We start from the raw sequence: 22,343 nt of genomic DNA, 5'->3' as shown, positions 1-22,343 counted from the left end.
AGTCGACGCGGAGCGTCGGCGAGTGACGACAACGCGGCGAGGCGCGGTGCCAGGCGCCGCGAGCCCGGCATGATCCAAACGACAGGCCCTAGCCCTGACGTGCCCCGGACGGTCCCGGGGCACGCCCGTGGACAGTTATTGGGTTCGCCTCACCTAAGGATGAGTTGATGGAGCAGCCGGTCGTCTCGGGAACGGAACACGACCCGGAGGGCGAGCGGTTCGCCTTCGTCGGCATCTCGAACGCGCCGACCGACTGGGCGCGGGTCCGCGCGGCGCTCGCCGGCGCCGGCCTGACACTCGTCGCCCTCCCGGGCGAGGTCCCGGCCGCACCGGCCTCCGCCCCTCCGCCCGCCCCGGCAGGGCCGACGCGCATGACGCCACCGAGCGTCCTCGACCTCCACGCGTACCTCCTGACCGCGATCGGCAAGGCCGCGCGCCGCCGGCTGACCGACAGGCTGGCCGCACGGGGGCTCCGGCTCTGGCACCTCACCGTGATGGCGCTCCTCGGCGACCTCGGCCCGCAGATGAAGACGGCCCTGGCCGCGCGCCTCGACATGAACGCCAGCGACCTCGTGAAGATCGTCAACGATCTGGACCGGGCCGGACACGTCGACTGCGTCCGGGACACCGCCGACCGGCGCCGCGTCGTGGTCGCCCTGACCGCCGAGGGCAGGACCGCGCTGGCCGAGCTCAGCGCGGACATCGCGTCGGCGGACGACGACATCCTCGCCCCGCTCAGCCCGGCGGAACGCGACCAGCTCGGCTCCCTCTTACGGCGCGTCCACCGCCATCTCGAACCGGCACCGGCCGGCGTGGTGCACGAACCCCCGAGCGGCACCCGCCACCGGGGGCAGCGCACCGACACCCCCGTCCGGACGCACTCCGCCGAGGACGGCCGGATCGACTGGTCGCTCCCGGCGGAGGCCCTGGCGCGGTTCGTCGACGCCCGGCGGGGCGCCTACCCCGCCGCGTACACCCACCACCACGGCCGGCGTCTGGAGATCCTCGCGGCCGAGGTCACCCGCCGGACCTACGCGGGGACGCCCGGCCTGCTCCTCCACACCGAGGACGAGGGCGTCGTCATCGTCACGGGAGCCGCCGCCCACACGGGCCGCAACCACGCCCTCGCCCTGACCCGCGTCCGTACCGAGGAGGGCCGGGACATCGCCCCGGAGGAATGCTTCGGTGCGGCCGGCCCGGAACCGGCCGACGAGCGCCGAACCCTCAGCGGCGGGTGAGGACTTCGGCGATCCGGGTGAAGCCCTCGGCGCCGTGCCCCAGGCCCACCGTGCGGCGCGCGAGCCCCTCGGCCGCCCGCATCACGCCCGCGTCGATGCCGTGGGCCTCGGACGCCTGGACGATGTGCGCCATGGACGACACCACGGACGTCAGCGGATTGCCCTCGCCCGAGTAGGTGCCGCTCTCCAGGTCCTCGGCCAGTTCCTGGAACAGCGACGGCAGGATCGCGCCGATGCCCTGGGCGAACGGCGCCAGTTCGCTCGGCGAGACGCCCTCCGCCCCCGCCAGGGCGACGGCGTGGACGTACCCCGCCATCGACGTCCAGAAGATGTCGAGCAGCGCGATGTCGTACGCCGCCGCCCGGGCGATGTCCTCGCCGAGGTGCGTGTGGGTGCCGCCCAGGACGTCGAGCACCGGCCGGTGTTCGACGTACACCTCCTCCGGGCCGCTGTGCAGGAACACGGCCTGCGGCGTCCCGATGGTCGGGGTGGGCGTCATGATGGCGCCGTCGAGATACCGGATGCCGTGGTCGCCGGCCCAGCGGCCGGTGTCCCGGGCGCGGTCCGGGGTGTCGGCGGTGAGGTTCACCAGGGTGCGGCCCTTCAGCGCGGCCGTGACGGCGACCTGACGGAGTACGGCGTCCGTCGCGTCGTAGTTCACCAGGCAGACGACGCTGAGCGGGCTCGCGCCGACCGCCTCCTCGACGGTCGCCGCCCCGATCGCGCCCCGCGCGACCAGCTCACGGTCCCGGCCCGGGGTGCGGTTCCACACGGTGGTACGGACCCCGGCGGCCACGAACGCACCGGCCAGCGCACGGCCCATGGGCCCGAGCCCGACGACCGTGACGGACGGCACCTGGGAAGAGGACATGAAGGAACTCCCTTGTATATGAGGTAAGAAGAAAGGCGTGACCGAGGTACGAGGACGGGGACGAGAAGGATGACGCGCGGCCGAGCCGACGACACGGAGGTCTGCGGCGTGACCGCAGCCGTCGCCGTGATCGACGGCAAGTGGAAGACGCTGCTGCTCTGGATGCTCGAATCCGGCCCGCACCGGCCCGGTGAGCTGCGCCGGCGGATCCCGGCGATCAGCGAGAAGGTACTGACCCAGGCCCTGCGGGAGATGGAGTCGGACGGCCTCGTGCACCGCGAGGTGCACGACGTGGTGCCGCCGAAGACCGTCTACTCCCTGACCGACATCGGCCGCGAGCTCTCCGACGCGCTGGCGCCCCTCTCCGACTGGGGCCACCGCCGGCTGGACCGGCTCGCCGAGGAGCGCGCCGCTTCCTGACCGTTCGACCGTCTCCTTTCCCTTCCGTTCCCTCGGCCACCACCAGGTTCTCCCCACGCCTGTCCCCCGACAAGTACCCACAAAAAGGTGGGTGTGCCGGCACTCCTTCGGCCCTCGGTCGGCGCCACGTCAACCGGCGGCCTCGGGGTCCTTCGGGAGAGTGCTCCTGTTTGCCACCAAGATCTGCCGCCCTCTAGGGTTCTGACCTGCTGGAACACCATTTGTCCCTGCGGCGAAGGGCGCCATCATGGCTGCCGACCGGCCTGACGACCAGGACCCGGCCCGCGCGCTGGGCAGGGCGCTGCGCGACCTCCAACGACGCTCCCGACGCACGCTGCGGGACCTGGAAACGAGCGTGCGCATCAGCGACTCGTCGCTGTCCCGGTACTTCCTCGGCACCACCGTTCCCCCGTGGGCGACCGTGCGCGACCTGTGCGAGGCCCTCGACGGTGACCCCTCCGCGTACCGGCATCTGTGGGAGGCCGCCGACCGGAGCCAGCGCAAACCGGTCCGGCGTCAGCAGGTCCAGGGCGGGGAGGCGGTCCCGAGTGAGGAACCGGTCCCGGATGGGGAGGCGGTCCCGGGTGGGGAGGCGGTCCCGGACGACCGGCCGCGGGGCGAACCGGTCCAGGGCGAACCGGTCCAGGACGTCGGTTCCGAAGCGGCGTCCGTACCCGAGGAGAGCGACGGGACTGCGGCGGCCGCACCGTCCGTGCCCGCGTGGCGGCGGCTCTCGGTGCGGAGCCGGCACACTGTCTGGGCCCTCGCCGGGGCCGTGATCGGCCTGGTGATCGGGGCCGCGAGCACCGCACTCGTCGAGCCGCGCTCCCCGGCCTCCGGCGACGACGCCCCGACGGCCCCGCACAGTGCGCAGGGCGCCTCCGCCGCGCGGTCGGACGACCCCAGGATCTTCGTGAGCCGTGCGACGGGCGCCTGCCTCGACGACAGCCTCGACAAGGGCACCCGGTCCTTCGCGTGCAACGGCATGTCGTACCAGCGCTGGACGGTCCGCACGACGCCGGACGGCGGCAGCCAGCTCAGGAACCACGCGACGGGAGAGTGCCTGGACCATCTCCCCGGCGGCCTGTCCACCACGCCCTGCGGCCCGTCCGCCTCCCAGCGGTGGACCGTCAGCGCGGGGGACGACGCGGCCGTCGAGATCAGGAGCACGACGGCCCGGCGCTGTCTGGCCGACAGCGCGGGCGGTCTGCGGGTGTCGCCGTGCGACGGGACGGCACGTCAGAAGTGGGCGTGAGGCGGCGAGTCGGGAGTTACGCCACCTCCACGGCGTCCAGCTCGGTGTAGCGGTCGCCCTTCGTGAGGCGGAGGGTGTTCCACCCCTCGCGCAGGTCCACCGGGACCTCGCGCGAACCCCACTCGTCCCACCCGGTGAACGGGTAGTCGACGGCGCCCGCGCCCGTGCCGTTGACCGTCAGCGCGTGCGAGGCGGCGGCCGGGGCACCCGAGGCGTCCAGTGAGCCGTTGCCGTAGCGTACGGCCACGGTGTGGCGGCCCGGAGAGGCGGCGAAGACCCGGAACTCCACGAAGCTGTCGGGTTCGTCGATGTGCCCGACGGCCCGGTCGCCCCAGGCCTTCCGCGCTTCACGGACGGTCGCCTTGTGCACCCGGGCGAGCTCCGCCTCGTACGCCGTCCTGCTGCCGCGCACGACCGGTCGGCCGTCGGCGAAGCCGAGGTCCGCGGCGTACAGCACCCGTCGTACGCCGTCGGCGCCGCGGCCGTGGAAGAGGATGCGGTCCTGACCGCCGGGGCCCGTCACGACGTCCTGACCGCCCGGTCCGCCGATCGCGCCCGCGAAGGACTCCGTCGTCATGAACGGCCCGGTCCCCTTCACGTACGGCCCGGTGAGGGTGTCGGCGGTCGCCCAGCCCGCCGCGTACGCGTTGGTGCGGTAGTCGCCGCCCGAGTACAGGAGGACATAGCGGCCGCCCCGCTTGACGAGGGTGGGCGCTTCGACGAGGCCCTGCTCCCAGGAGTGGGGGTCGTCCTGCCTGACGAGCCGGACGGGGTCCCCGGTGACACGGGTGCCGTCCCACGAGACGGGCTGGAGGTGGAGCCACGTGTCCAGTTGGCAGCAGTTCCCGTCGCTCTTCCAGAGGAGGTGGCGGCTGCCGTTCTCGGTGTAGCTCGACGCGTCGATCGCGCCGCCCTGCTCGGTCGGGCAGACCAGCGGGCGGTCGCCGACCGGCCGGAACGGGCCGTCGGGCGAGGAGGCGAGCGCGACGCCGACGCACTGGCGCCCGCCGGCCCGGTCGCGGGCCGTGTAGTGGAGCGTGAACCCGTCGCCGTTGTCGAAGACCTCCGGCGCCCAGACGTGGCCCGGGGGATCGAGCGTGACCCACGCGCCGACCTCCGGCAGCACGTCCGTCCCGTCGACCGTCCAGTGGACCAGGTCGGTGGAGGTGGCGTGCTGGATGTTCCTGCCGTGGGCGTTGGTGGCGTAGGCGTGGAAGACCGGGCCCACCCGCACGACGTCCGGGTCGGCGAAGTCCTGGTCGAGGACGGGCGTGACCGGCGCGGGTGCCTGGACCACGGCAGGGGCGAGTGCGGAAGGTACGGCTCCGGGTGCGGGAGCCGACGCGGCGAGGCAGGCGGCCGCGCCCAGCGCCATGGCGGCGAGGATCCCCCGGCGAGAAGCGGCCCGTGTCCGGTGGGTCAGGCTCCGCGCCCGGCCGGTCGGGCTCTGGCCCATGCCGGTCTGCCCGTGTGTCTGGTGGCGTCTCGCGTCCGCGCGGCGAGGAAGTCCGCCGCTTCGATCGTTCCGGTGGTCCACTGATCCGCTCCCTCGGTTGCTCCCGCGCCTCGGTGCGCGGGGCACACCACGAGAACGACTCGGCCGCCGTCGCGTTGCGCCGGTCCCGGCCCTCGTCCCGGGGACTCTCCTGTCCCGGGACAGGAGAGTCCCCGCAGGTCAGCGGGGCCGGGATCCCGACTTCACCGAAGCGGGCGGGACACGCTTGCGGGCCGCTTCCCGCCCGGCACAGACTTCGGTTGTCCGACCGCGGCACCGCTCACCGGCGGCGCCCCGACCGGACGGCCCGCCCCGGTGCGAACCCCGCGCCGCACGGCGGATCCCCGTGGCCGCCTCGCTCGGCCGCACCCACACCGACGCCTTCCGACAGCACCTCCTGACCCACGCCTCCCGGGTCGGTCTCAGGTCCCAGGTCTCGTCGCCCCGTTCGTCCTCGACCACCGCAGGAGATCCCCATGCCCCGGCGCAGCTCTGCCCGTCGCTCCCCCCTCGCCATGACCGTGGCGGTCACCGGTGCCACGATCGCCCTCGCCGCGACCCTGCTCGCCGGCGTCGGTGAACCGGCCTCCGGTGGACGGCCACCTCCCGTGCGAGCCGCCGCCCCGGAGGCGGTGACCGAGGACGACCGGCTCCTCCACGACGCCGAGCAACGGCTGCTGCGCGACTGCATGCGCCGGCACGGATTCACGTACCGGGTCTTCCCGCTCGACGAGGCCACCGAGGCCACTGCCTTCGTGTACGTCCTCGACGACGCGGACCTGGCCCGGCGCCACGGCTACGGCTCCGAGCTGCGACGGCAGCGGAAGGCCCGCACCGCGAGCGACCCGAACCGCGCCTACTTCGCCGCGCTGACGGCGGACCGGAAGGCCGAGGCGCTCGCCGCCGCCAACGGCACCTCGCCGGACGGGCCGACCGTCACCCTCCCGGGCGGCGGAACCGTACGGCGCGGCGACCGCGGCTGCGTGGCGGAGTCCCAGCAGGAGCTGTACGGAGACCTCGGCGCCTGGTTCCGTGCCTCGACCCGCGTCGGCGCCCTGGTCCAGATCCGCCGGAGCCGTGTCACGGCCGACAGCGGCTATCTGGAACGGCTCGCCGTGTGGCGGGAGTGCATGCGGCACGCCGGACACGGGTTCGCGACGCCGGCCGACACCCGGGCCGCCGCGCTCTCCCCCGTACAACCCCTGGGCAAGGACCGCGAGGTGGCACTCGCCCTGACGGAGGTCCGGTGCGCCGGGGAATCGGCGCTGGCCCGTACGGCCCGGGACCTCGACGCGCACCACGGCAGGCTCCTGGCCCGCGAGTACCGCGCGGACGTCGAGGCGCGGGAGCGGCTGAGGTCGGCCGCGCTGCCCCGCGCCCGACGGATCCTCGGCGACGGCCCCCGGGACTGACCGCCCCCCATGACTCCGCCGTGTGCCACATCCCACACGGCGGCCTCAACGGCCGCGCCGCGAACGGCGGTACGGCCACCACACCAGAAGGAGACACACCATGCGTATCAAACGCGCCCTCGCGACGGCGCTCACCGTCGGAGCCCTCACCCTGCTGACCACCCCGGGAGCCGACGCCCGCGGCACCGCGACCGAGGCCGCCGCACCCTCGTCCGTGACGGCCCCCGCCGCCGTCTCCCCGGCCGCTCTTCCGGCCCCGGACGGCTACCTCTACGCCTGGGAGCACCCCCACGCGGGCGGCTTCCACTGCAAGTGGAACCTGGAGAACGCCAACTGGGCCGGTTGCCGCAACAAGGTCTCGGACGTCTGGAACAACGGATACCCGGGACGCGCCGAGGACGTGCGGCTCTTCTACGGCCGGAACTGGACCGGCTCCTGGGTCTGCCTCCACCAGTCCCACTCCCTCCCCGACCTCGGCGCCCACGGTCTGAGGTTCTTCAGCGCCGGTGCGGGCCAGGGCCAGCTCGTCAACGACAACGTCTCGTCGCACGACTGGGTCGACGCCTGCTGACGTCACCCCGCTCGACGCCGGCCCGACGGGACATCCCCGCCGGGCCGGCGTCCCGCATCCGTCACCGCTCCGGCGTACGTACGGCGGCGGTCATGGAGCAGGACGGGTGCGCGGCCCGTGTCACGAGGTCCAGAGCCGGAGGAGTGCGGTGACGACGACCGCGCCCAGGAGCGCCACCGGCATCGGCGCCCGGTAGTGGCGCAGGACGACCACGGACGCGAGGCCGGCGAGCAGGGTGAGGTCCAGGGCGCTCCAGGCCGGCCCGGCGAGTGCCGTCACGATGAAGCCGGCGAGCAGGGCCGGGGCCACGAGGGCGATCACGGACCGTGCGCGGACGGGCAGTTCGCGGCCACCCAGGACGGCCGGCCCGATGGCTTTGAAGGCGAAGCTGACCAGGGCGACGGCGCCGATGGCGATCCAGAGGGTCATCCGGCCACCTCGGTCACGGAGTTTGCGGGGCTGTGGGAGGGAGCGGGTCGGGTGGGTGTCCGCGCGGCGGGTCTGACAAGGGCGATCAGGGCGGCGGCGGCCGCGCCGACCAGGGCCGGTCCGGTGGGGAGGAAGAGGACCAGTACTGCCGCGATGGCCGCGCCGAGCAGGGCGGGCAGCCGGTTGGCCCGCTCTTTGCGGAGCTCGTCGATGAGGAACGTCACGAACAGGGCGGGTGTGAGGACGTCCAGCCCGAGCGTGTGCAGGAGTCGCGGGTCGGGAGCGATGACGACGCCCAGCGCGGTCCCGGCGACCCAGGCCGGCCACTGGATCACGGTCGCTCCGAAGAGCACGTACCGGTCGAACCGTCCGCCGCCGAGGTGTGCCGCCGCCCACGAGCCGTCGACCACCGCCTGGCCTTCCAGGGCGCGGCGCAGTCTGCCGCCGCGCAGGTCGCGCGCGACGGCCATGCCCATCGGAAGGAACCGGCTGTTGATCAGCGCCGCGGCGGTGACGGCGGAGGCTATGCCACCACCGGTGCCCAGGGCCGCCACCAGTGCGAACTGGGCCGAGCCGGAGAAGACGACCACGGAGCACAGGATCGGCGCGAGAGTGCCCCAGCCCTGCGCCTGTGTCAGCGCGCCGAAGCTGGTGGCGAGCAGGAACGAGGCCGCTGCCAGTCCTGATCCGACGTGGAGACCGGAGCGGAAGCGTTCACGGGGTGTGGCGGCGCCTGGCGGCGCCGGCAGGGAGGTTTCCATGGCGACAACCTAACAGGCATAACGCATGAAGCCCGTTAGAAGGATAGACTGCCGGGGTGGTAGTGGAGAAGAACGGATCCGAGGTCCCTCCGGCAGGCGCGTCCGCGGGTGTATCGCTCGTGGGCGGACACCCGGTGCTCGACTTCGTCAACACCGTCGCCTGGCGGACGGACCCCGCCCGCCGCGCCGAGCGGGTCAAGGGCGCCACGGCGTGGGCGAGGTGGGCGGTCACCGCAGGCCTGCTCACGTCACGGCAGTCCGCCGAGCTCCAGGAGGCCCTGGCGTCGGCCGGAGACGAGGAGACACAGCGCCGACTGGCCGCGCTGCACCAGCTCCGCGCCCTGCTCTGGCCCGTCCTGGACGCGCTCACCGACGGCGAGCCCCCGCCGCCGGACCAATGGAACGGGCTCCGGCGGGCGATCCTGCTGGCCCACGAGAGCGCGGAGCTGCCGCCGGCGTTCCCGCTGCGCTGGCAGCCCCGCACGGACCGGCTCACCGACCTCGGCCACGCACTCGCGCTGCACGCCGAAGCGCTGCTCGCCGGCCCCGGCCTCGAACGGATCCGGCGCTGCGGAGGGCCCGGCTGCGGATGGTTCTTCCTCGACCGCAGCCGCAGCGGCACCCGGCGATGGTGCAGTTCCGGCGACTGCGGCAACCGCGACCGCGCCCGCCGCCACTACGCCCGCACCAAGCAGACGCCGTGACGCACGAGCAGGCCGGTCCGCCGAACAGGCCGGTCCGCCGAGCACGCCGGTCCGCGCCATAGGCTGGTCTTCCGATCGAGCGGGACGGGAGGTCCGAGGTGAGCGGGACGAAGGCGGCCGAGGTGATGGCCGAGCTGGCCGGACTCGAGGACCCGAAGGCGCGCGCGGTGAACGAGAGGCACGGTGACGATCACGGTGTGAACCTCGGGAAGCTGCGTGCGCTCGCGAAGCGGCTCAAGACCCAGCAGGACCTCGCGTACCGGCTGTGGGAGACGGACGACACGGCGGCGAAGCTGCTCGCGATCCTGATCTGCCACCCGAAGGCGTTCCGGCGGGACGAGCTGGACGCCATGCTGCGCGAGGCGCGCGCACCCAAGGTGCACGACTGGCTCGTGAACTACGTGGTGAAGAAGAGCCCGCACGCCGAAGAGCTGCGTCTGGCCTGGTCCGCCGATCCGGATCCCGTGGTCGCGAGCGCCGGCTGGGCGCTGACCACCGAACGCGTGGCGAAGAAGCCCGAGGGCCTCGACCTCGCGGGCCTGCTCGACGTCATCGAGGCGGAGATGAAGGACGCCCCGGACCGGCTGCAGTGGGCGATGAACCACTGCCTGGCCCAGATCGGCATCGAGCACCCCGAGCTCCGCGCGCGTGCGATCGACATCGGCGAGCGGTTGCGCGTACTCGAGGACTACCCGACTCCCCCGGGCTGCACGTCGCCGTTCGCGCCGGTCTGGATCATGGAGATGGTGCGCCGGCAGCCCGCCGGATAGCACTGATGCGTGACACAGGCATGGCGCCGCACGACGCCGAATGGCGCCACATGGCGCTGGACGGGTGCCACATGGCGCCATAGAGACTTGCAATGGCGCCACAATGGTGCCACTATCTCCTCATGGACTTGACCCCCTACGTCGACCACCTCCGCAGCGAGCTCGCGGTCGCCGCCAACGCCGGCGGTGACGAAGCACGCGCCCTGGCCGAGCGGCTGACCGCGCCCCTGGAATCGGCCGCCCGTCTGACCCTCCTCAACGCCCTGTCCGCCGCCTCCGAGGAGATCACCCGCGAGCTGGCGCCGGGCTCGGTGGACGTGCGACTGCGGGGGACGGACCCCGAGTTCGTGGTGACGTCACCGCTCTCCGCCGAGGCACCGCACGACGGCCCCGCCACCGTGGCGGCACCGATGGCGCCACGCACAGCGCCGGTGGCGCCGCCCGGCGGGGACGGCGACGAAGGGGGCACCGCGCGCATCAACTTCCGGCTCCCGGCACACCTCAAGTCCCGCGTGGAGGACGCCGCCGGCCAGGAGAGCCTGTCGGTCAACGCCTGGCTCGTACGGGCGGTCGCCATCGCCCTGGAACCGGGCGGCGCGACCCAGCCCGCCCCGCCGCCCAGCCCGGTGGGCCAGAGCTACCGGGGCTGGGTCCGCTAACCGGGCCACCCCCCTCGTCACCCGCACCACCTGCGCAAACACACACCAGAGCCAAGAGGACGGGACAGCCATGCCTTCTTTCGAAACGCCCGAGCCCATCACCGCGATCCTGGACTTCGAGGTCGGCAACGTACGCCTCACGGCGAGCGAGCGTACGGACACGGTCGTCGAGGTGCTGCCGGGCAACGGAGCGGAGGACGTCGACGTACGCGTCGCCCAGCAGACCAAGGTCACGTACGCCAACGGCACCCTGACCGTGAAGGGGCCCCGGAAGCGCTCGCCGTTCGGCAAGCACGGGTCGATCGACATCACCGTCGAACTCCCGGCGGGCTCGCGCCTCAACGGCACCGCCTCCATGGGCGACTTCACCAGTGAGGGGCCGCTCGGCGAGTGCCGGGTCAAGACCTCGCTCGGCGACATCCGGCTCGACGAGACGGGCGTCGTCCACCTGCGGACCGGCCACGGCGACATCCGCGTCCAGCGCACGGCCGGCCATGCCGAGATCCACGGTCAGGGCCGGATCGAGATCGCCGAGATCGCCGGCACGGCCGTCATCAAGAACGGCAACGGCGAGATCACGGTCGACGAGATCACCGGCGACCTCAAGGCCACCTCCTCCAACGGCCGCATCACGGTCGGCCTCGCCCACGCCTCCGTGGACGCCAGGTCCGCCAACGGCGCCATCCGCATCGACGAGGTGGTCCGGGGCGTGATCAGGCTCCAGGCCGCCGCGCACGACGTGGAGATCGGCGTACGGGAGTCCACCGCGGCGTGGCTGGACGTCAACACCCGGGTCGGGACCGTGCGCAACGCGCTCGGCGCCGCCCAGGGTCCCGACACGTCCGAGGAGACCGTCGAGATCCACGCCCGCACCGGAGTCGGCGACATCGTGATCCGTCGCGCCTGACCTGCCCGGGCCGCTGTCGCCCTCTTCGCGGCGGCGCCCCGCAGCCAGGCGAACCATTTCACATGTGCCATGTCACATCACACGACGTCAGGCGGAACCTCATGACCGCGACATCCCTCACCACCGCCGCCCCGGCGATCTCCGCCCTCGGGCTGCGCAAGTCCTACGGCGACAAGGTCGTCCTCGACGGCATCGACCTGACCATCCCCGAGGGCACGATCTTCGCCCTCCTCGGCCCCAACGGCGCCGGCAAGACCACGACCGTCCAGATCCTCTCCACGCTCATCGCCCCCGACGGCGGCCGGGCGCAGGTCGCCGGCCACGACCTCGCCGAGCGGCCCGAGGGCGTCCGGGACGCCATCGGGGTGACCGGCCAGTTCGCCGCCGTCGACAACCTCCTCACCGCCGAGGAGAACCTGTTCCTGATGGCCGACCTCCGGCACCTGCCCCGCCCCGAGGGCAGGCGGCGCGCCGCCGAGCTCCTGCGGCGGTTCGACCTGACCGAGGCCGCCCGCAAGCCCGTGAGCACGCTCTCCGGCGGCATGCGCCGCAAGCTCGACCTCGCGATGACCCTGGTCGGCGATCCCGAGATCATCTTCCTCGACGAACCGACCACCGGGCTCGACCCCCGCAGCCGCCGCACCATGTGGGAGATCATCCGCGAACTGGTCGCCGACAAGGGCGTGACGATCTTCCTCACCACGCAGTACCTGGAGGAGGCCGACCAGCTCGCCGACCGCATCGCCGTCCTCGACCGGGGCCGGCTCGTCGCCGAGGGCACCTCCGACGAACTCAAGCGCCTCATCCCCGGCGGCCACATCCGCCTCCGGTTCGCCACGCGCGGCGAACTCGACGCCGCGGCACGCCACTTCGGTACGGCGGCCCGCGACCTCGAAGAGCTCACGCTGCGCATCCCCGGCGACGGCGGCATCCCCGCCCTGCAGGCCGTACTCGACGTCCTCGGCAGCACGGGCGTCCGGGCCGAGTCGCTGACCGTGCACACGCCGGACCTCGACGACGTCTTCCTCACCCTCACCGGTCACGGCACCCCCGACACCCCTACGGAGATGGCCCGATGAGCTCCCTCTCGTACGCCGCCCGCGATTCGATCACCATGCTGCGGCGCAACCTCAAGCACGCCATGCGCTACCCGTCGATGACCCTGTCCACCGTCATCATGCCGGTGATGATGCTGCTGCTGTTCAACTACGCCTTCGGCGGCGCCCTCGGCAGCGGCATCGCCGGGGCGACCACCGGCGGCGGCGCCTACATCGACTACGTCGCTCCCGGCATCATCCTGATGGCCGCGACGGCCGGCGCGGTGGCCACGGCGGTCGGTGTCTGTGTCGACATGACCGAGGGCATCGTCAACCGGTTCCGTACGATGTCGATCTCACGTGCCGCGTTCCTCACCGGGCACGTCGTCGGCAGCGTCATCCAGACCATGATCGCCATCGCCCTGGTGATCGGCATCGCGCTCGCCATCGGCTTCCGGCCCGACGCCTCCGCCGTCGAGTGGATCGCCGCCCTCGGCCTCCTCGGCCTCCTCACACTGGCGCTGACCTGGCTGTCGGCCGGCATGGGCCTGGTGGCCAAGACCCCCGAATCGGCGAGCAACGCGCCCCTGCCGCTGACGTTCCTGCCCTTCCTCGGCAGCGCGATCGTTCCGACCGACTCCATGCCGACCGGGCTGCGGTGGTTCGCCGAGTACCAGCCCTTCACCCCGGTCATCGAGACCCTGCGCGGCCTGCTCATGGGAACCGGGATCGGCAACAGCGGATACCTCGCCCTCGCCTGGTGCGTCGGCCTCACGTTCGCCGGCTACGTCTGGGCGCGATCCGCCTTCGGCCGGACGGCCACGGTCTGACCCCCCGCCACCGCACGTCAGTCACCACGGAGGACACGATGGAGCACGAAACTCAGCACGAACGGTCGACCGGCCACGAGCCCCTGGAGAACCCCGGGACCACCGAGCCCGTCGCACTCCCCACGCGGCGCACCCCCGGCTGCCCCTTCGACCCGCCCGCCGGCCTGGCGAAGCTCCGCGAGGAGAGGCCGCTCGCCCGGATGACGTACCCCGACGGGCACGTCGGCTGGCTGGCCACCGGCTACTCCACCGTCCGCGCGATCATGGCGGACAGTCGCTTCAGCTCGCGGTACGAGCTGATGCACTACCCCCTCCCCGGAGGTCCGGAGGGCCCGCTGCCGCCCGCCCCGGTCGGCGACATGACCGGGATGGACGCCCCCGAGCACACCCGCTTACGGCGCCTCCTGACGGGCAAGTTCACCGTCCGCCGGATGCGGCAGCTGTCCGACCGGGTCGCGGAGATCACCACCGAGCACCTGGACGCGATGGAACGCGGCGGCCCCGGCACCGACCTGGTCGAGGCGTTCGCCCGCCCCCTCCCCGCGCTGATGATCTGCGAGCTGCTCGGCGTGCCCTACGCCGATCGCGACCGCTTCCAGGGTCACGCCCACACGATCATGTCGATCGACGTGACACCCGAGGACTGGTCCGCCGCCTACACCGGACTCCAGGCGTACATGGCCGAGCTGGTCGCCGCCAAGCGCGCCGTACCCGCCGACGATCTGCTCGGGGACCTGGCCCGGGACTCCGACCTCACCGACGAGGAACTCGTCGGCGTCGGGGGCTTCCTGCTCGCCGCCGGGCTCGACACCACCGCCAACATGATCGCCCACGGGACGTTCGCGCTCCTCCGCGATCCGGCCCAGGCCGACGCCCTGCGGACGGACCCGGAGCTCGCCCCCCGGGCCGTCGAAGAGCTCATGCGCTACCTGACCGTCGCCCACACCAGCGTGAAGTCCGCGCTGGAGGACGTCGAGCTGGACGGCCGGATCGTCAGGGCGGGCGAGAGCGTCACCCTGTCGCTGGAGGCCGCCGACCGGGACCCGGTCCGGTTCCCCGACCCCGACGTCCTCGACCTGCACCGCGAGGCCACGGGACATCTGGGCTTCGGACACGGCATCCACCAGTGCCTGGGCCAGCAACTGGCCCGCGTCGAGCTGACGGTGGCCCTGCCCGCGCTGCTGAGGCGGTTCCCCACGCTGCGGCTCGACGTGCCGGCCGAGGAGGTGCCCCTGCGGACGGACATGAACATCTACGGCGTGCACCGGCTGCCGGTCACCTGGGACGAGGACTGATCCCGTGGACGTCCGCGTCGACCGCGACCGCTGCCTCGGCGCCGGCATGTGCGCCCTGACCGCTCCTCGGGTCTTCGACCAGGACGAGGACGAGGGCCTGGTCGTCCTGCTGGACGCCCGGCCGCCGCAGGACCGGCACGCCGCGGTCCGCGTCGCCGCCGGCGTCTGCCCGGCCTCCGCCATCACCCTCACGCGGCGCGGCTCCTCCCCCGCCTCGTGACCACACCCACCACAGCCCCGGGCGAGTTCTCCTCGCCCGGGGCCGCCGCACGTGTGCCGTGCCCCGGGTCACTCCGCGCGGCGGATGCGCCGGGCCGTGTCGCGGAGCCACAGGGCGCTGCGCTTGGGCGTGCGGGTCTGGGTGGGGTAGTCGACGCGGACGAGGCCGAAGCGCTTGTCGTAGCCGTAGGCCCATTCGAAGTTGTCCAGGAGCGACCAGGCGAAGTAGCCGCGGACGTCCGCTCCGCCGGTGCGGGCGCGGGCGACCGCGGCCAGGTGGGCGGAGAGGTAGGCGGTGCGGTCGGTGTCGTCGACGAAGCCGTGGGCGTCGGGGTGGTCCTCGTACGCGGCGCCGTTCTCGGTGACGACCATCGGGGTGCCGGGGTAGTCGCGGGAGACGCGCAGGAGCAGCTCCGTGAGGTCGTGGGGCATGACCTCCCAGCCGAGGCCGGTGACCGGGAGGCCGCCGTGCGGGAGGTTGCGGGTGACGGGCAGGCCCCGGGCGCCGGTGGTGGCGCCGTGCTCGTCGGTTCCGGAAGTGCGCATGGAGCGGTAGTAGTTGACGCCGAGTGTGTCGATGGGGGCGGCGATGATCGGCAGGTCCCCGTCCTGGACCGGGATCTCGATGCCGTGCGCGGCGAGGTCGTCGATCAGGTCCTGCGGGTACCGGCCGCGCAGGATCGGGTCCAGGTAGAAGCGGAAGCCGATCGCGTCGGCCCGGCGCGCGGCCTCGCGGTCGGCGGGGCTGTCGGTGGCGGGCCGGCTGGTGCCCAGGAGGTGGGTGACGGCCAGGTCGAGGGGGCGGCGGGCGGCGGCCCGCAGGCGCTGGACCGCGAGGCCGTGGGCCAGGTGCAGGTGGTGCACGGCCCGTACCCCATCGACGAGGGAGCGGCCGCCCGGTGCGTGGATCCCTTCGACGTGGCCGAGGACGGCCGAGCAGAAGGGCTCGTTGAGCGTGGTCCAGTGGGTGACACGGTCGCCGAGGCGCTCATGGACGAGTTCCGCGTAGTCGGCGAAACGGTACGCGGTGTCCCGGGCCGGCCAGCCGCCGGCGTCCTGGAGCTCCTGAGGCAGGTCCCAGTGGTACAGGGTCAGCCAGGGGGTGACCCCGTGGCCGAGGAGTTCGTCGACCAGCCGGTCGTAGAAGCCGATGCCGGCGGGGTTGGCCGGGCCTCGGCCGCCGGGCTGGACCCGGGGCCAGGAGACGGAGAAGCGGTACGTGTCGAGGCCGAGCGAGGCGAGCAGGGCGACGTCCTCGGGCATGCGGTGGTAGTGGTCGCACGCCGTGTCCCCGGTGTCGCCGTTGTCCACGGCCCCGGGGACGCGGCAGAAGGTGTCCCAGATGGACGGGGTGCGGCCGTCCTCGTCGGCGGCGCCCTCGATCTGGAAGGCGGAGGTGGCTGCGCCGAAGCGGAAGTGCGGGGGCAGGAGATCGATGAGCTCGTCGTGCTGGGCGGTGACGGACGGGGCGGTGGAGGTCATGGGCTGCTCCTGAGGCCGGGGGGAGGGAGGTCGGCGGACGGTGAGGCGCGGGCGTGAGGACGGCCCGGACGCCATCGCGGGCGTCCGGGCCGTGCGGGGGTGAGGGGTCAGGGCAGTCGGTGGTCCGCGTTCAGTACGGTCCCGCGTTCGGGGCGGTACAGGTCGAAGCCCCGGGTGTCGCACTGCAGGCCGCCGACGATGCAGTGGTCGACCAGGGCCTTGAGGGTGCGCTCCTCCCACGCGTTGAAGAAGTCGTAGTGGAAGGAGTAGCCGCGGCCGCTGGCCAGGCGGACCTGGCTCATGTCGCCGTTGACCGGCCACGCCATCTTGAACTCGATCATCGGCAGGGCGACCGGGTGGGAGGCCGGGCACATGTTGTCGTTGGTGCCAGGCTTGACCACCGGGTAGGACATGTGGCTCTTGTGGTCGGGGGTGTCGAGGTACAGGCCGTTCCAGCAACTGGGGGCCTGCATGCGCAGGTTGAGCTGCACGTCGGGCCGGCTCGGACAGCTCGCCGGGATGTCGGTGTTGAAGAAGCTGTCACCGCATTCCCAGCCCTCGACGAAGCCCTTGTGGCCGCGGAACTCCTCGGCGCTCTGCATCGGGTTGCCGACGACGAACCGCAGCCCCTTCGGGAAGGGCCGCACGCTCCGGTAGTCGGTCACGCCCGCCTTGTAGTAGATGACCTGCGGGCCCACGGGCAGGATCTTCTGGTCACCCTTGTACAGCGAGGGCATCCAGTACGCGGAGGCGTCCGCGGGCGCCTTGCAGGTGGTGTTGCCTCCGTAGAGCGAGCCGGTGGTGCTGGCGGCGTTGGTGGAGGTGTTGCCCATGAACGTGTGGTCGTGGGACTTGCCGAACTGGCCCGGGTAGACGATCGGGTCGTCCGGGGCGGTGTGGGTGACGGCGCAGCCGGCCTGGAACTCGTGATGGTAGGCCGGGGGCGGGGTGGCTGTGGACGGTGTCACACCGGTGACCTGGGGTACGGCCGGGATGTAGCCGTCTCCGTCGACGTCGTCGCCCGAGGCCCGGGTGGACGCGGCCATGATGTGTCCGCTGTGAGCGTTGGCCGCGGCGACGACGGGCGCGGTGCCGTTGTCCGTGCCCGCGGCCGAGGCGATGGTGCCGATGCCGAGGACGCCGGCGACGAGGGCCGTGCCGAGGAGGAGTGCGGGGAGTCGCTTCGGACTCGATCTCATGGGGATCTCCTGCCCATGGGGGTGGTTTCGCGTGAACGCGACGACGCCACGCGACTGGTGCGATGGGTTCCCGTGCGGTGGTGCAGGGGTGGCGGAGTCCTGCTGCGGTCCCCGCCACCGCCGTTCAGGGAATCCGGCGTCGTCAGCTGTAGACGCCGAACTCGTGGAGGGAGTAGCCCCATCCGGTGCCGCGCGCGGTGAGCTGGAGCTTGACGTACCGGGCGGTGGTGGCGGTCTCGACGGTGTCGATGTCCCCGTTACCCGTGGTGGTGGTGTGGACCGTCCGCCAGGCGTTCCCGTCGTCGGACACCCGTACTTCGTAGGACTTGGCGTAGGCGGGGTCCCAGACGAGCTGCAGGGTGCGGATGGGCTTGGCCGAGCCGAGGTCGACCTGGATCCACTGCGGGTCGCTCCAGTCGCTGGCCCAGCGGGTGGAGGTGTTGCCGTCGGTGGCGTTGGAGGCGGGGCAGGGGCAGTCGCCGTAGCCCGCCTGGGCGGAGGAGGCGGTGGTGGGCCGGCCCTGGGCGATGTTGGTGCCGGTGACGGGCGGGGCGACGACCTTCACGGACTTCGTCTCGATGCCGGCGTTGCCGCGGCCGTCCTCGGCCTGGATGTAGACCTTCCACACGCCGAGCTTCTCGGGCGCGGTGACGGCGAAGGTGCCGTTGCCCAGCGAGCGGTACTGCGCGTCGACGAGACGCTTGTCGCCGTTGGCGTAGTTGCCGCTCAGGTAGATCTTGGGGGTGATCGGGTCGCCGTCGGGGTCGCGGATGTCGGCGCGGACCGTGAACTCACGTCCCGCCGCGGCCGCGGAGGCCGGAGTGACGGTCATGTCGGTGATGACGGGCGGGGTGTTGTCGCCCGCGGTGGAGCCGGTGTACGCCTTCTTCACGGCGTAGTACGACAGTCGCTTCAGCCCGTCGGGCAGGAGGTTGAACCAGACGCCGCCGAAGTCGTGCTCCAGGCCGTAGTGGAAGAGGGTGGCGCCGAGGGCGACGCCCCGGTGGCCGGTGACGCAGTTCCACCCCGTGGTGTAGCCGTCGGCCTTCTGGACGTCGGTGGGCTCGTCGGGGATGCCGTTGACGTCGTCGGGGACCTCCCACTCGCCGGCGGGTCCGCCCTCGGTGATGATGTACGGCTTGTCGTAGCCGCCGTCGATCCAGTCCTGGCGCACCTTGCAGAGGTTGCCGTAGGAGTTCATCGAGTACAGGTCGAGGTCGGGGGCGTTGCGCTGGTAGTAGGGCCAGGCGCCGGTCCACGCGTCCGTGGAGGTCACGGGGTGGTCGGGGTCGATGGAGTGGATCTTCTTGGCGACGTCGTTCACGAAGGTCGTGTACGCGTTGCGCTGGGCCTCCAGTTCGGTGCCGCCGTAACAGTTCTGCAGGCCGAGGACGGACTCGTTGCCGACGTTCCACATCAGTGTCGCCGGGTGGGACTTGTAGGTGTCGACCCACTTGGCGAACTCGGTGAGCATGGTGTTCTTGTACGTCGTGTCGGTGACGTAGTCGACACACCCGCCGGCGCCGGGGCCGCCGCCGGGCTGGAGCCAGAAGCCGTTGACGACCTTCAGCCCCTGGGCGGCCGCGGCGTCGAGCAGGGGCTTGCTGGAGGCGTCCGTCCCCCAGGTCCGGACGGTGTTGACGCCCATGGACTTCAGGTCCGGCATGTAGCGGGGGGCGTCGGCCATCGCCGGGCCCCAGGTGAGGCCCTTGACCGTGTACGGCTGCCCGCCGACGGTCAGCTGCCAGTTCCCCTGGGTGCCGGTGACGCGGACGGCGCCGCCGGGCGCGGGCGGCGCCGCGGTGTCGCCGTAGACCTGGAACTCCCACAGGGAGTAGCCGTAGCCGGTGCCCCGGGTCACGCCCTTGAGGCGGACGTGGCGGCCGGTGCCGGTGACGGTGAGATCGTCGGTGCCGCCGTCGCCGGCGGTCACGGACTTGACGGTGCGCCAGTCGGTTCCGTTGTCGGAGAGCTGGATGTCGTAGGCCTTGCCGTAGGCGCCCTCCCAGTTCAGTACGACGCGGCTGATGTCGGCGCTCGCGCCCAGGTCGACCTGGAGCCACTGGCCGTCGCTCCACTGGCTGGCCCAGCGCGTTCCGGTCAGGTCGCCGTCGACGGCCGCGGCGGCGGAGTAGGCGGCGCCCTCGGATGAGGAGGCGGTGGCGGTCTTCCCCTGGGAGAGCAGGGTGGGGGCGGCGGTGGCCGGCGCGGCCGTCAGCACGGTGGCGGACGTGGCGAGCAGCGCGCCGAGGGAGACGAGGGAGGCGGTGGTACGGGCGCGGGTGCGGGTGCGCCGTCGTCGCATCGGGGCGGTGATGCTGGTCATGGCGGCTCCTGGACGGAGAACGGTGGGGGTGGGGAAGGGGTACGCCTTCCGGGCGGCGCAGCGGGGACGATGGCTCCGCCCGGAAGGGGTGTGGGGGGCCGGGGCGCGCCGACAAGGGGCACCCGGCCGGGCCGTCAGGGGAAGTTGACGACGGTGGACGGCACGGTCGAGGTGCCGGCGGGGATGGTGGACGCCCCGGTGTCGTTGATGACGTGGTTGTAGTGGCCCATACCGCCGAGGGACACCACCAGGAGGCTGTGGAACTTGACCCCCGGCTTGACGGGTGCCTTGAAGCCGTGGTCCTGGACGATGGTCGGGTCCACGTTGTAGTTGCAGTAGCTGCCCAGACCCCACGCCTCGTGGGTGTTCACCGAGTCGTCGACGCGGTAGGCGGCGTACCCCTTCGTCGAACCGTTCTGGATGGCGGCCTGGTTGGGGGCGTCGTAGGCCTTCTCGTTCTGGTAGAAGATCGTGCGGCCTCGCTCGCCGTACCACTCCACGTCGTACTTGTTGAAGTGCTCGACGAACAGGCCGGTGGCGAGCACGTCGTCGCCGTTGACGCGGACGCCGTAGTCGGCGCGGTTGGTCTCCCAGCCCCAGCCCTCGCCGTGGTCGGCGCGCCAGACCCAGGTGTGGTCGACGATGGCGTCGTCACTGTTCACGACCATGCTCGTGGTGGCCTTGCCCGCGCCGGCGCCGCCGATGCGGATGTACACGTCCTGCACGGTGGTGGGGTTGGCGGCGTGGTCGGCGGAGGCGTTGCCCGGGCCGATCTCCAGGAGGGTCGGGGAGTTGACCGGGCCCGCGTCGATGAGGAAGCCGGCGAGCCGGACGCCGTCGACGTCGGCGACCTTCATGGCGGTGACGCCGTTGTCCGGGATGATCGTGGCGAGGCCGAGGCCGAGGACGATGGTGTTCGCCCGGTTCACGTTGATCGTCCGGTCGACGTGGTAGACGCCCGGGGTGAAGAGCAGGTGCAGCCCCTGCTCCAGGGCCTGGTTGATGGTGGCGGCGGTGGCGCCGGGCTTGACCACGTAGAACTGGCTCAGCGGGACGGACTCGCCCTGCGGGGTGCCGTTGGCCCAGCTGGTGCCGCGGGCGTTGACGCGCTTGGCGGGGGCGAAGACCTTGTACTCGGTGCCGTCCAGGTAGAGGTAGGGCTTCTCGCGGGAGATGGGGGTGGTGTCGAGCGTGGTGTAGCGGGGCTCGGGGAACGAGGTGGCGGGTGCGCCCTCGACGCCGGAGAAGGTCTGGTTCCACACGCTGTTGGACCAGCCGCCGATGGAGCTGTCCCGGGTGTACCACTGCTGCTGCGAGTAGTTGCCGATCTGGCCGTCGACCTTGGAGTCGGCTATGTAGCCGCCGCTGGCCCAGCCGTAGCCGTTGGGGGCGAGGTTGAGGCCGCCCTTGACGTGCATGCGGCGGAAGGAGGCGGCCTGGGAGACCGCCCAGCGGTTGGTGCCGTTGACCGGGTTGAGGGTCAGGCCCTCGGCGCCGCGCCAGAAGTTCTGGGTGGCGTTGCCGTTGAACCAGCCCGCGTCGACGGTCACGTCACCGTTGATGGTGGTGTCGCCGGGACGCAGCCCGAGACCGGCGATCTGGGTGTAGAAGCCGATCTGCGCGTTGAGGCCGTTGTACGTGCCGGGCTTGAGGAGGAAGGCGTGGCGGCCGGCGCCGAACTGGGCCGACTCCTGCTCCTGGAAGACCTGGTCCAGCTTGGCCTGGATGTTCGGCGTGGACGGGTCGAGGACGTGCACGTTGGGGCCGAGGTCGCCGCCGCCCGGAAGGGTCGGACCGCCGCCGTCGGTGGAGCCGTAGACCTGGAACTCCCAGAGGGAGTAGCCGTATCCGGTACCGCGGGTCAGTCCGTTCATGCGGACGTAGCGGCCGGTGCCGGAGAGGGTGACGTCGTCGGTGCCGCCGTCGCCGCCGGTGACGGTCGTGACGGTCCGCCAGTCGGTGCCGTTGTCGGAGGCCTGGATTTCGTAGCTCTTGCCGTAGGCCCCCTCCCAGGTCAGGAGGGCGCGGCTGAGGGTGGCGCGCTGGCCGAGGTCCACCTGGACCCACTGGGCGTCCGACCACTGGCTGGCCCAGCGCGTTCCGGTCAGATTGCCGTCGACCGCGGCGGACGCGGCGTAGGCGGCCCCTTCCGTGGACGAGGCGGTGGCCGTCTTGCCCTGCGAGAGCAGGGTGGGGGCGGCGTGGGCCGTCGCGGAGGGGAGGACGGCGAGCAGGCCGCCGGCGAGCGAGGCGACGAGTGCGCCGACGGTGGCCCGTCGGACGGCTGAAGCGGGGCGCCGGAAGGCCGGCGGGGACCCGACGGAAGACATGGGGCTCCTCGGTGTACAGGGCGGAAACATGGGAGAGCGCTCTCCGAAACCTTGCCCGGCGGTCACGATGACGGTCAAGGCATGCGACAGAGCTTTTCTTTTGGCTTTCATTAAGTGGCAGCGCCATATGGTT

The 22,343-nt window shown here is 72.3% G+C and carries 21 protein-coding genes; 13 read left to right on the top strand and 8 right to left on the bottom strand.

Features of this window, described 5'->3' with window-relative positions; translation table 11 throughout:
- Positions 1–167: 167 nt before the first annotated feature.
- Positions 168–1,238, top strand: coding sequence for a winged helix DNA-binding protein (locus ACFWWU_RS36230; protein WP_384153102.1), 1,071 nt, complete (start codon positions 168–170; stop codon positions 1,236–1,238).
- Here the strand turns inward: ACFWWU_RS36230 and ACFWWU_RS36225 are convergent.
- Entirely contained in the window at positions 1,225–2,109 is an 885-nt protein-coding gene (locus tag ACFWWU_RS36225) for an NAD(P)-dependent oxidoreductase (protein ID WP_384153098.1), read from the bottom strand. The genes ACFWWU_RS36230 and ACFWWU_RS36225 overlap by 14 nt on opposite strands.
- 69 nt (positions 2,110–2,178) lie before the next feature.
- On the opposite strand from ACFWWU_RS36225, the gene ACFWWU_RS36220 reads away from it, so the two are divergent.
- Positions 2,179–2,529 (top strand): winged helix-turn-helix transcriptional regulator, encoded by a 351-nt coding sequence (locus tag ACFWWU_RS36220; RefSeq protein WP_384153095.1) that lies wholly within the window; start codon positions 2,179–2,181, stop codon positions 2,527–2,529.
- Between the two features lie 247 nt (positions 2,530–2,776).
- Positions 2,777–3,784 (top strand): helix-turn-helix domain-containing protein, encoded by a 1,008-nt coding sequence (locus ACFWWU_RS36215; RefSeq protein ID WP_384153091.1) that lies wholly within the window; start codon positions 2,777–2,779, stop codon positions 3,782–3,784.
- Between the two features lie 16 nt (positions 3,785–3,800).
- On the opposite strand, the gene ACFWWU_RS36210 is transcribed toward ACFWWU_RS36215, so the two are convergent.
- Complete coding sequence (locus tag ACFWWU_RS36210; protein ID WP_384153089.1) at positions 3,801–5,159, bottom strand: family 43 glycosylhydrolase; 1,359 nt, start codon at positions 5,157–5,159, stop codon at positions 3,801–3,803.
- A 596-nt stretch (positions 5,160–5,755) separates the two neighbouring features.
- Between ACFWWU_RS36210 and ACFWWU_RS36205 the strand changes: the two genes are divergently transcribed.
- Both ACFWWU_RS36205 and ACFWWU_RS36200 read left to right on the top strand, forming a co-directional pair.
- Positions 5,756–6,691: a hypothetical protein gene (locus ACFWWU_RS36205; protein WP_384153086.1), complete on the top strand. Its 936-nt coding sequence runs from the start codon at positions 5,756–5,758 to the stop codon at positions 6,689–6,691.
- A 100-nt stretch (positions 6,692–6,791) separates the two neighbouring features.
- A complete protein-coding gene (locus ACFWWU_RS36200) occupies positions 6,792–7,262 on the top strand; it encodes a peptidase inhibitor family I36 protein (RefSeq protein ID WP_384153083.1) in 471 nt (156 codons plus the stop codon).
- Positions 7,263–7,382: 120 nt separating this feature from the next.
- Here the strand turns inward: ACFWWU_RS36200 and ACFWWU_RS36195 are convergent, their stop codons facing one another.
- Together ACFWWU_RS36195 and ACFWWU_RS36190 are read right to left on the bottom strand one after the other, a co-directional pair.
- The gene (locus tag ACFWWU_RS36195) at positions 7,383–7,691 is read right to left on the bottom strand and encodes an AzlD domain-containing protein (RefSeq protein ID WP_384153080.1); all 309 of its coding nucleotides are present in this window, start codon (positions 7,689–7,691) and stop codon (positions 7,383–7,385) included.
- Positions 7,688–8,452 (bottom strand): AzlC family ABC transporter permease, encoded by a 765-nt coding sequence (locus tag ACFWWU_RS36190; RefSeq protein ID WP_384153077.1) that lies wholly within the window; start codon positions 8,450–8,452, stop codon positions 7,688–7,690. Before ACFWWU_RS36190 ends, ACFWWU_RS36195 begins: the two co-directional genes overlap by 4 nt.
- 119 nt (positions 8,453–8,571) lie before the next feature.
- On the opposite strand from ACFWWU_RS36190, the gene ACFWWU_RS36185 reads away from it, so the two are divergent.
- The 8 genes from ACFWWU_RS36185 to ACFWWU_RS36150 all read left to right on the top strand — a co-directional run bounded on the left by ACFWWU_RS36185 (position 8,572) and on the right by ACFWWU_RS36150 (position 14,874).
- The gene (locus tag ACFWWU_RS36185) at positions 8,572–9,156 is read left to right on the top strand and encodes a CGNR zinc finger domain-containing protein (protein WP_384153074.1); all 585 of its coding nucleotides are present in this window, start codon (positions 8,572–8,574) and stop codon (positions 9,154–9,156) included.
- A gap of 125 nt (positions 9,157–9,281) precedes the next feature.
- Entirely contained in the window at positions 9,282–9,926 is a 645-nt protein-coding gene (locus ACFWWU_RS36180) for a DNA alkylation repair protein (RefSeq protein ID WP_384153119.1), read from the top strand.
- A 122-nt stretch (positions 9,927–10,048) separates the two neighbouring features.
- Positions 10,049–10,585: a hypothetical protein gene (locus ACFWWU_RS36175; protein ID WP_384153071.1), complete on the top strand. Its 537-nt coding sequence runs from the start codon at positions 10,049–10,051 to the stop codon at positions 10,583–10,585.
- A gap of 70 nt (positions 10,586–10,655) precedes the next feature.
- Positions 10,656–11,492 carry a DUF4097 domain-containing protein gene (locus ACFWWU_RS36170; RefSeq protein WP_384153068.1) on the top strand — a complete coding sequence of 279 codons (837 nt, stop codon included), beginning with the start codon at positions 10,656–10,658 and terminating at the stop codon, positions 11,490–11,492.
- Positions 11,493–11,593: 101 nt separating this feature from the next.
- Positions 11,594–12,571, top strand: a complete 978-nt coding sequence (locus ACFWWU_RS36165; RefSeq protein ID WP_384153065.1) for an ATP-binding cassette domain-containing protein — start codon at positions 11,594–11,596, stop codon at positions 12,569–12,571.
- Entirely contained in the window at positions 12,568–13,359 is a 792-nt protein-coding gene (locus tag ACFWWU_RS36160) for an ABC transporter permease (RefSeq protein ID WP_384153062.1), read from the top strand. Before ACFWWU_RS36165 ends, ACFWWU_RS36160 begins: the two co-directional genes overlap by 4 nt.
- Before the next feature lie 38 nt (positions 13,360–13,397).
- On the top strand, positions 13,398–14,654 hold the full coding sequence (locus tag ACFWWU_RS36155) for a cytochrome P450 (protein WP_384153059.1): 1,257 nt from the start codon (positions 13,398–13,400) through the stop codon (positions 14,652–14,654).
- A 4-nt stretch (positions 14,655–14,658) separates the two neighbouring features.
- Complete coding sequence (locus ACFWWU_RS36150; RefSeq protein ID WP_384153056.1) at positions 14,659–14,874, top strand: ferredoxin; 216 nt, start codon at positions 14,659–14,661, stop codon at positions 14,872–14,874.
- 68 nt (positions 14,875–14,942) lie between these two features.
- Here the strand turns inward: ACFWWU_RS36150 and ACFWWU_RS36145 are convergent, their stop codons facing one another.
- From ACFWWU_RS36145 to ACFWWU_RS36130, 4 genes are all read right to left on the bottom strand, one after another.
- On the bottom strand, positions 14,943–16,355 hold the full coding sequence (locus ACFWWU_RS36145; protein WP_384153053.1) for a GH1 family beta-glucosidase: 1,413 nt from the start codon (positions 16,353–16,355) through the stop codon (positions 14,943–14,945).
- A 107-nt stretch (positions 16,356–16,462) separates the two neighbouring features.
- The gene (locus ACFWWU_RS36140) at positions 16,463–17,554 is read right to left on the bottom strand and encodes a DUF1996 domain-containing protein (RefSeq protein ID WP_384153050.1); all 1,092 of its coding nucleotides are present in this window, start codon (positions 17,552–17,554) and stop codon (positions 16,463–16,465) included.
- A gap of 142 nt (positions 17,555–17,696) precedes the next feature.
- A complete protein-coding gene (locus ACFWWU_RS36135; protein WP_384153116.1) occupies positions 17,697–19,859 on the bottom strand; it encodes a discoidin domain-containing protein in 2,163 nt (720 codons plus the stop codon).
- Positions 19,860–20,014: 155 nt separating this feature from the next.
- Positions 20,015–22,210 carry a discoidin domain-containing protein gene (locus ACFWWU_RS36130; protein WP_384153047.1) on the bottom strand — a complete coding sequence of 732 codons (2,196 nt, stop codon included), beginning with the start codon at positions 22,208–22,210 and terminating at the stop codon, positions 20,015–20,017.
- Positions 22,211–22,343: the final 133 nt, after the last annotated feature.

Origin of the sequence: Streptomyces sp. NPDC058650 (genome assembly GCF_042717315.1) — a bacterium.
Lineage (GTDB): Bacteria > Actinomycetota > Actinomycetes > Streptomycetales > Streptomycetaceae > Streptomyces.
This window is presented reverse-complemented; position numbering and strand designations above follow the sequence as displayed.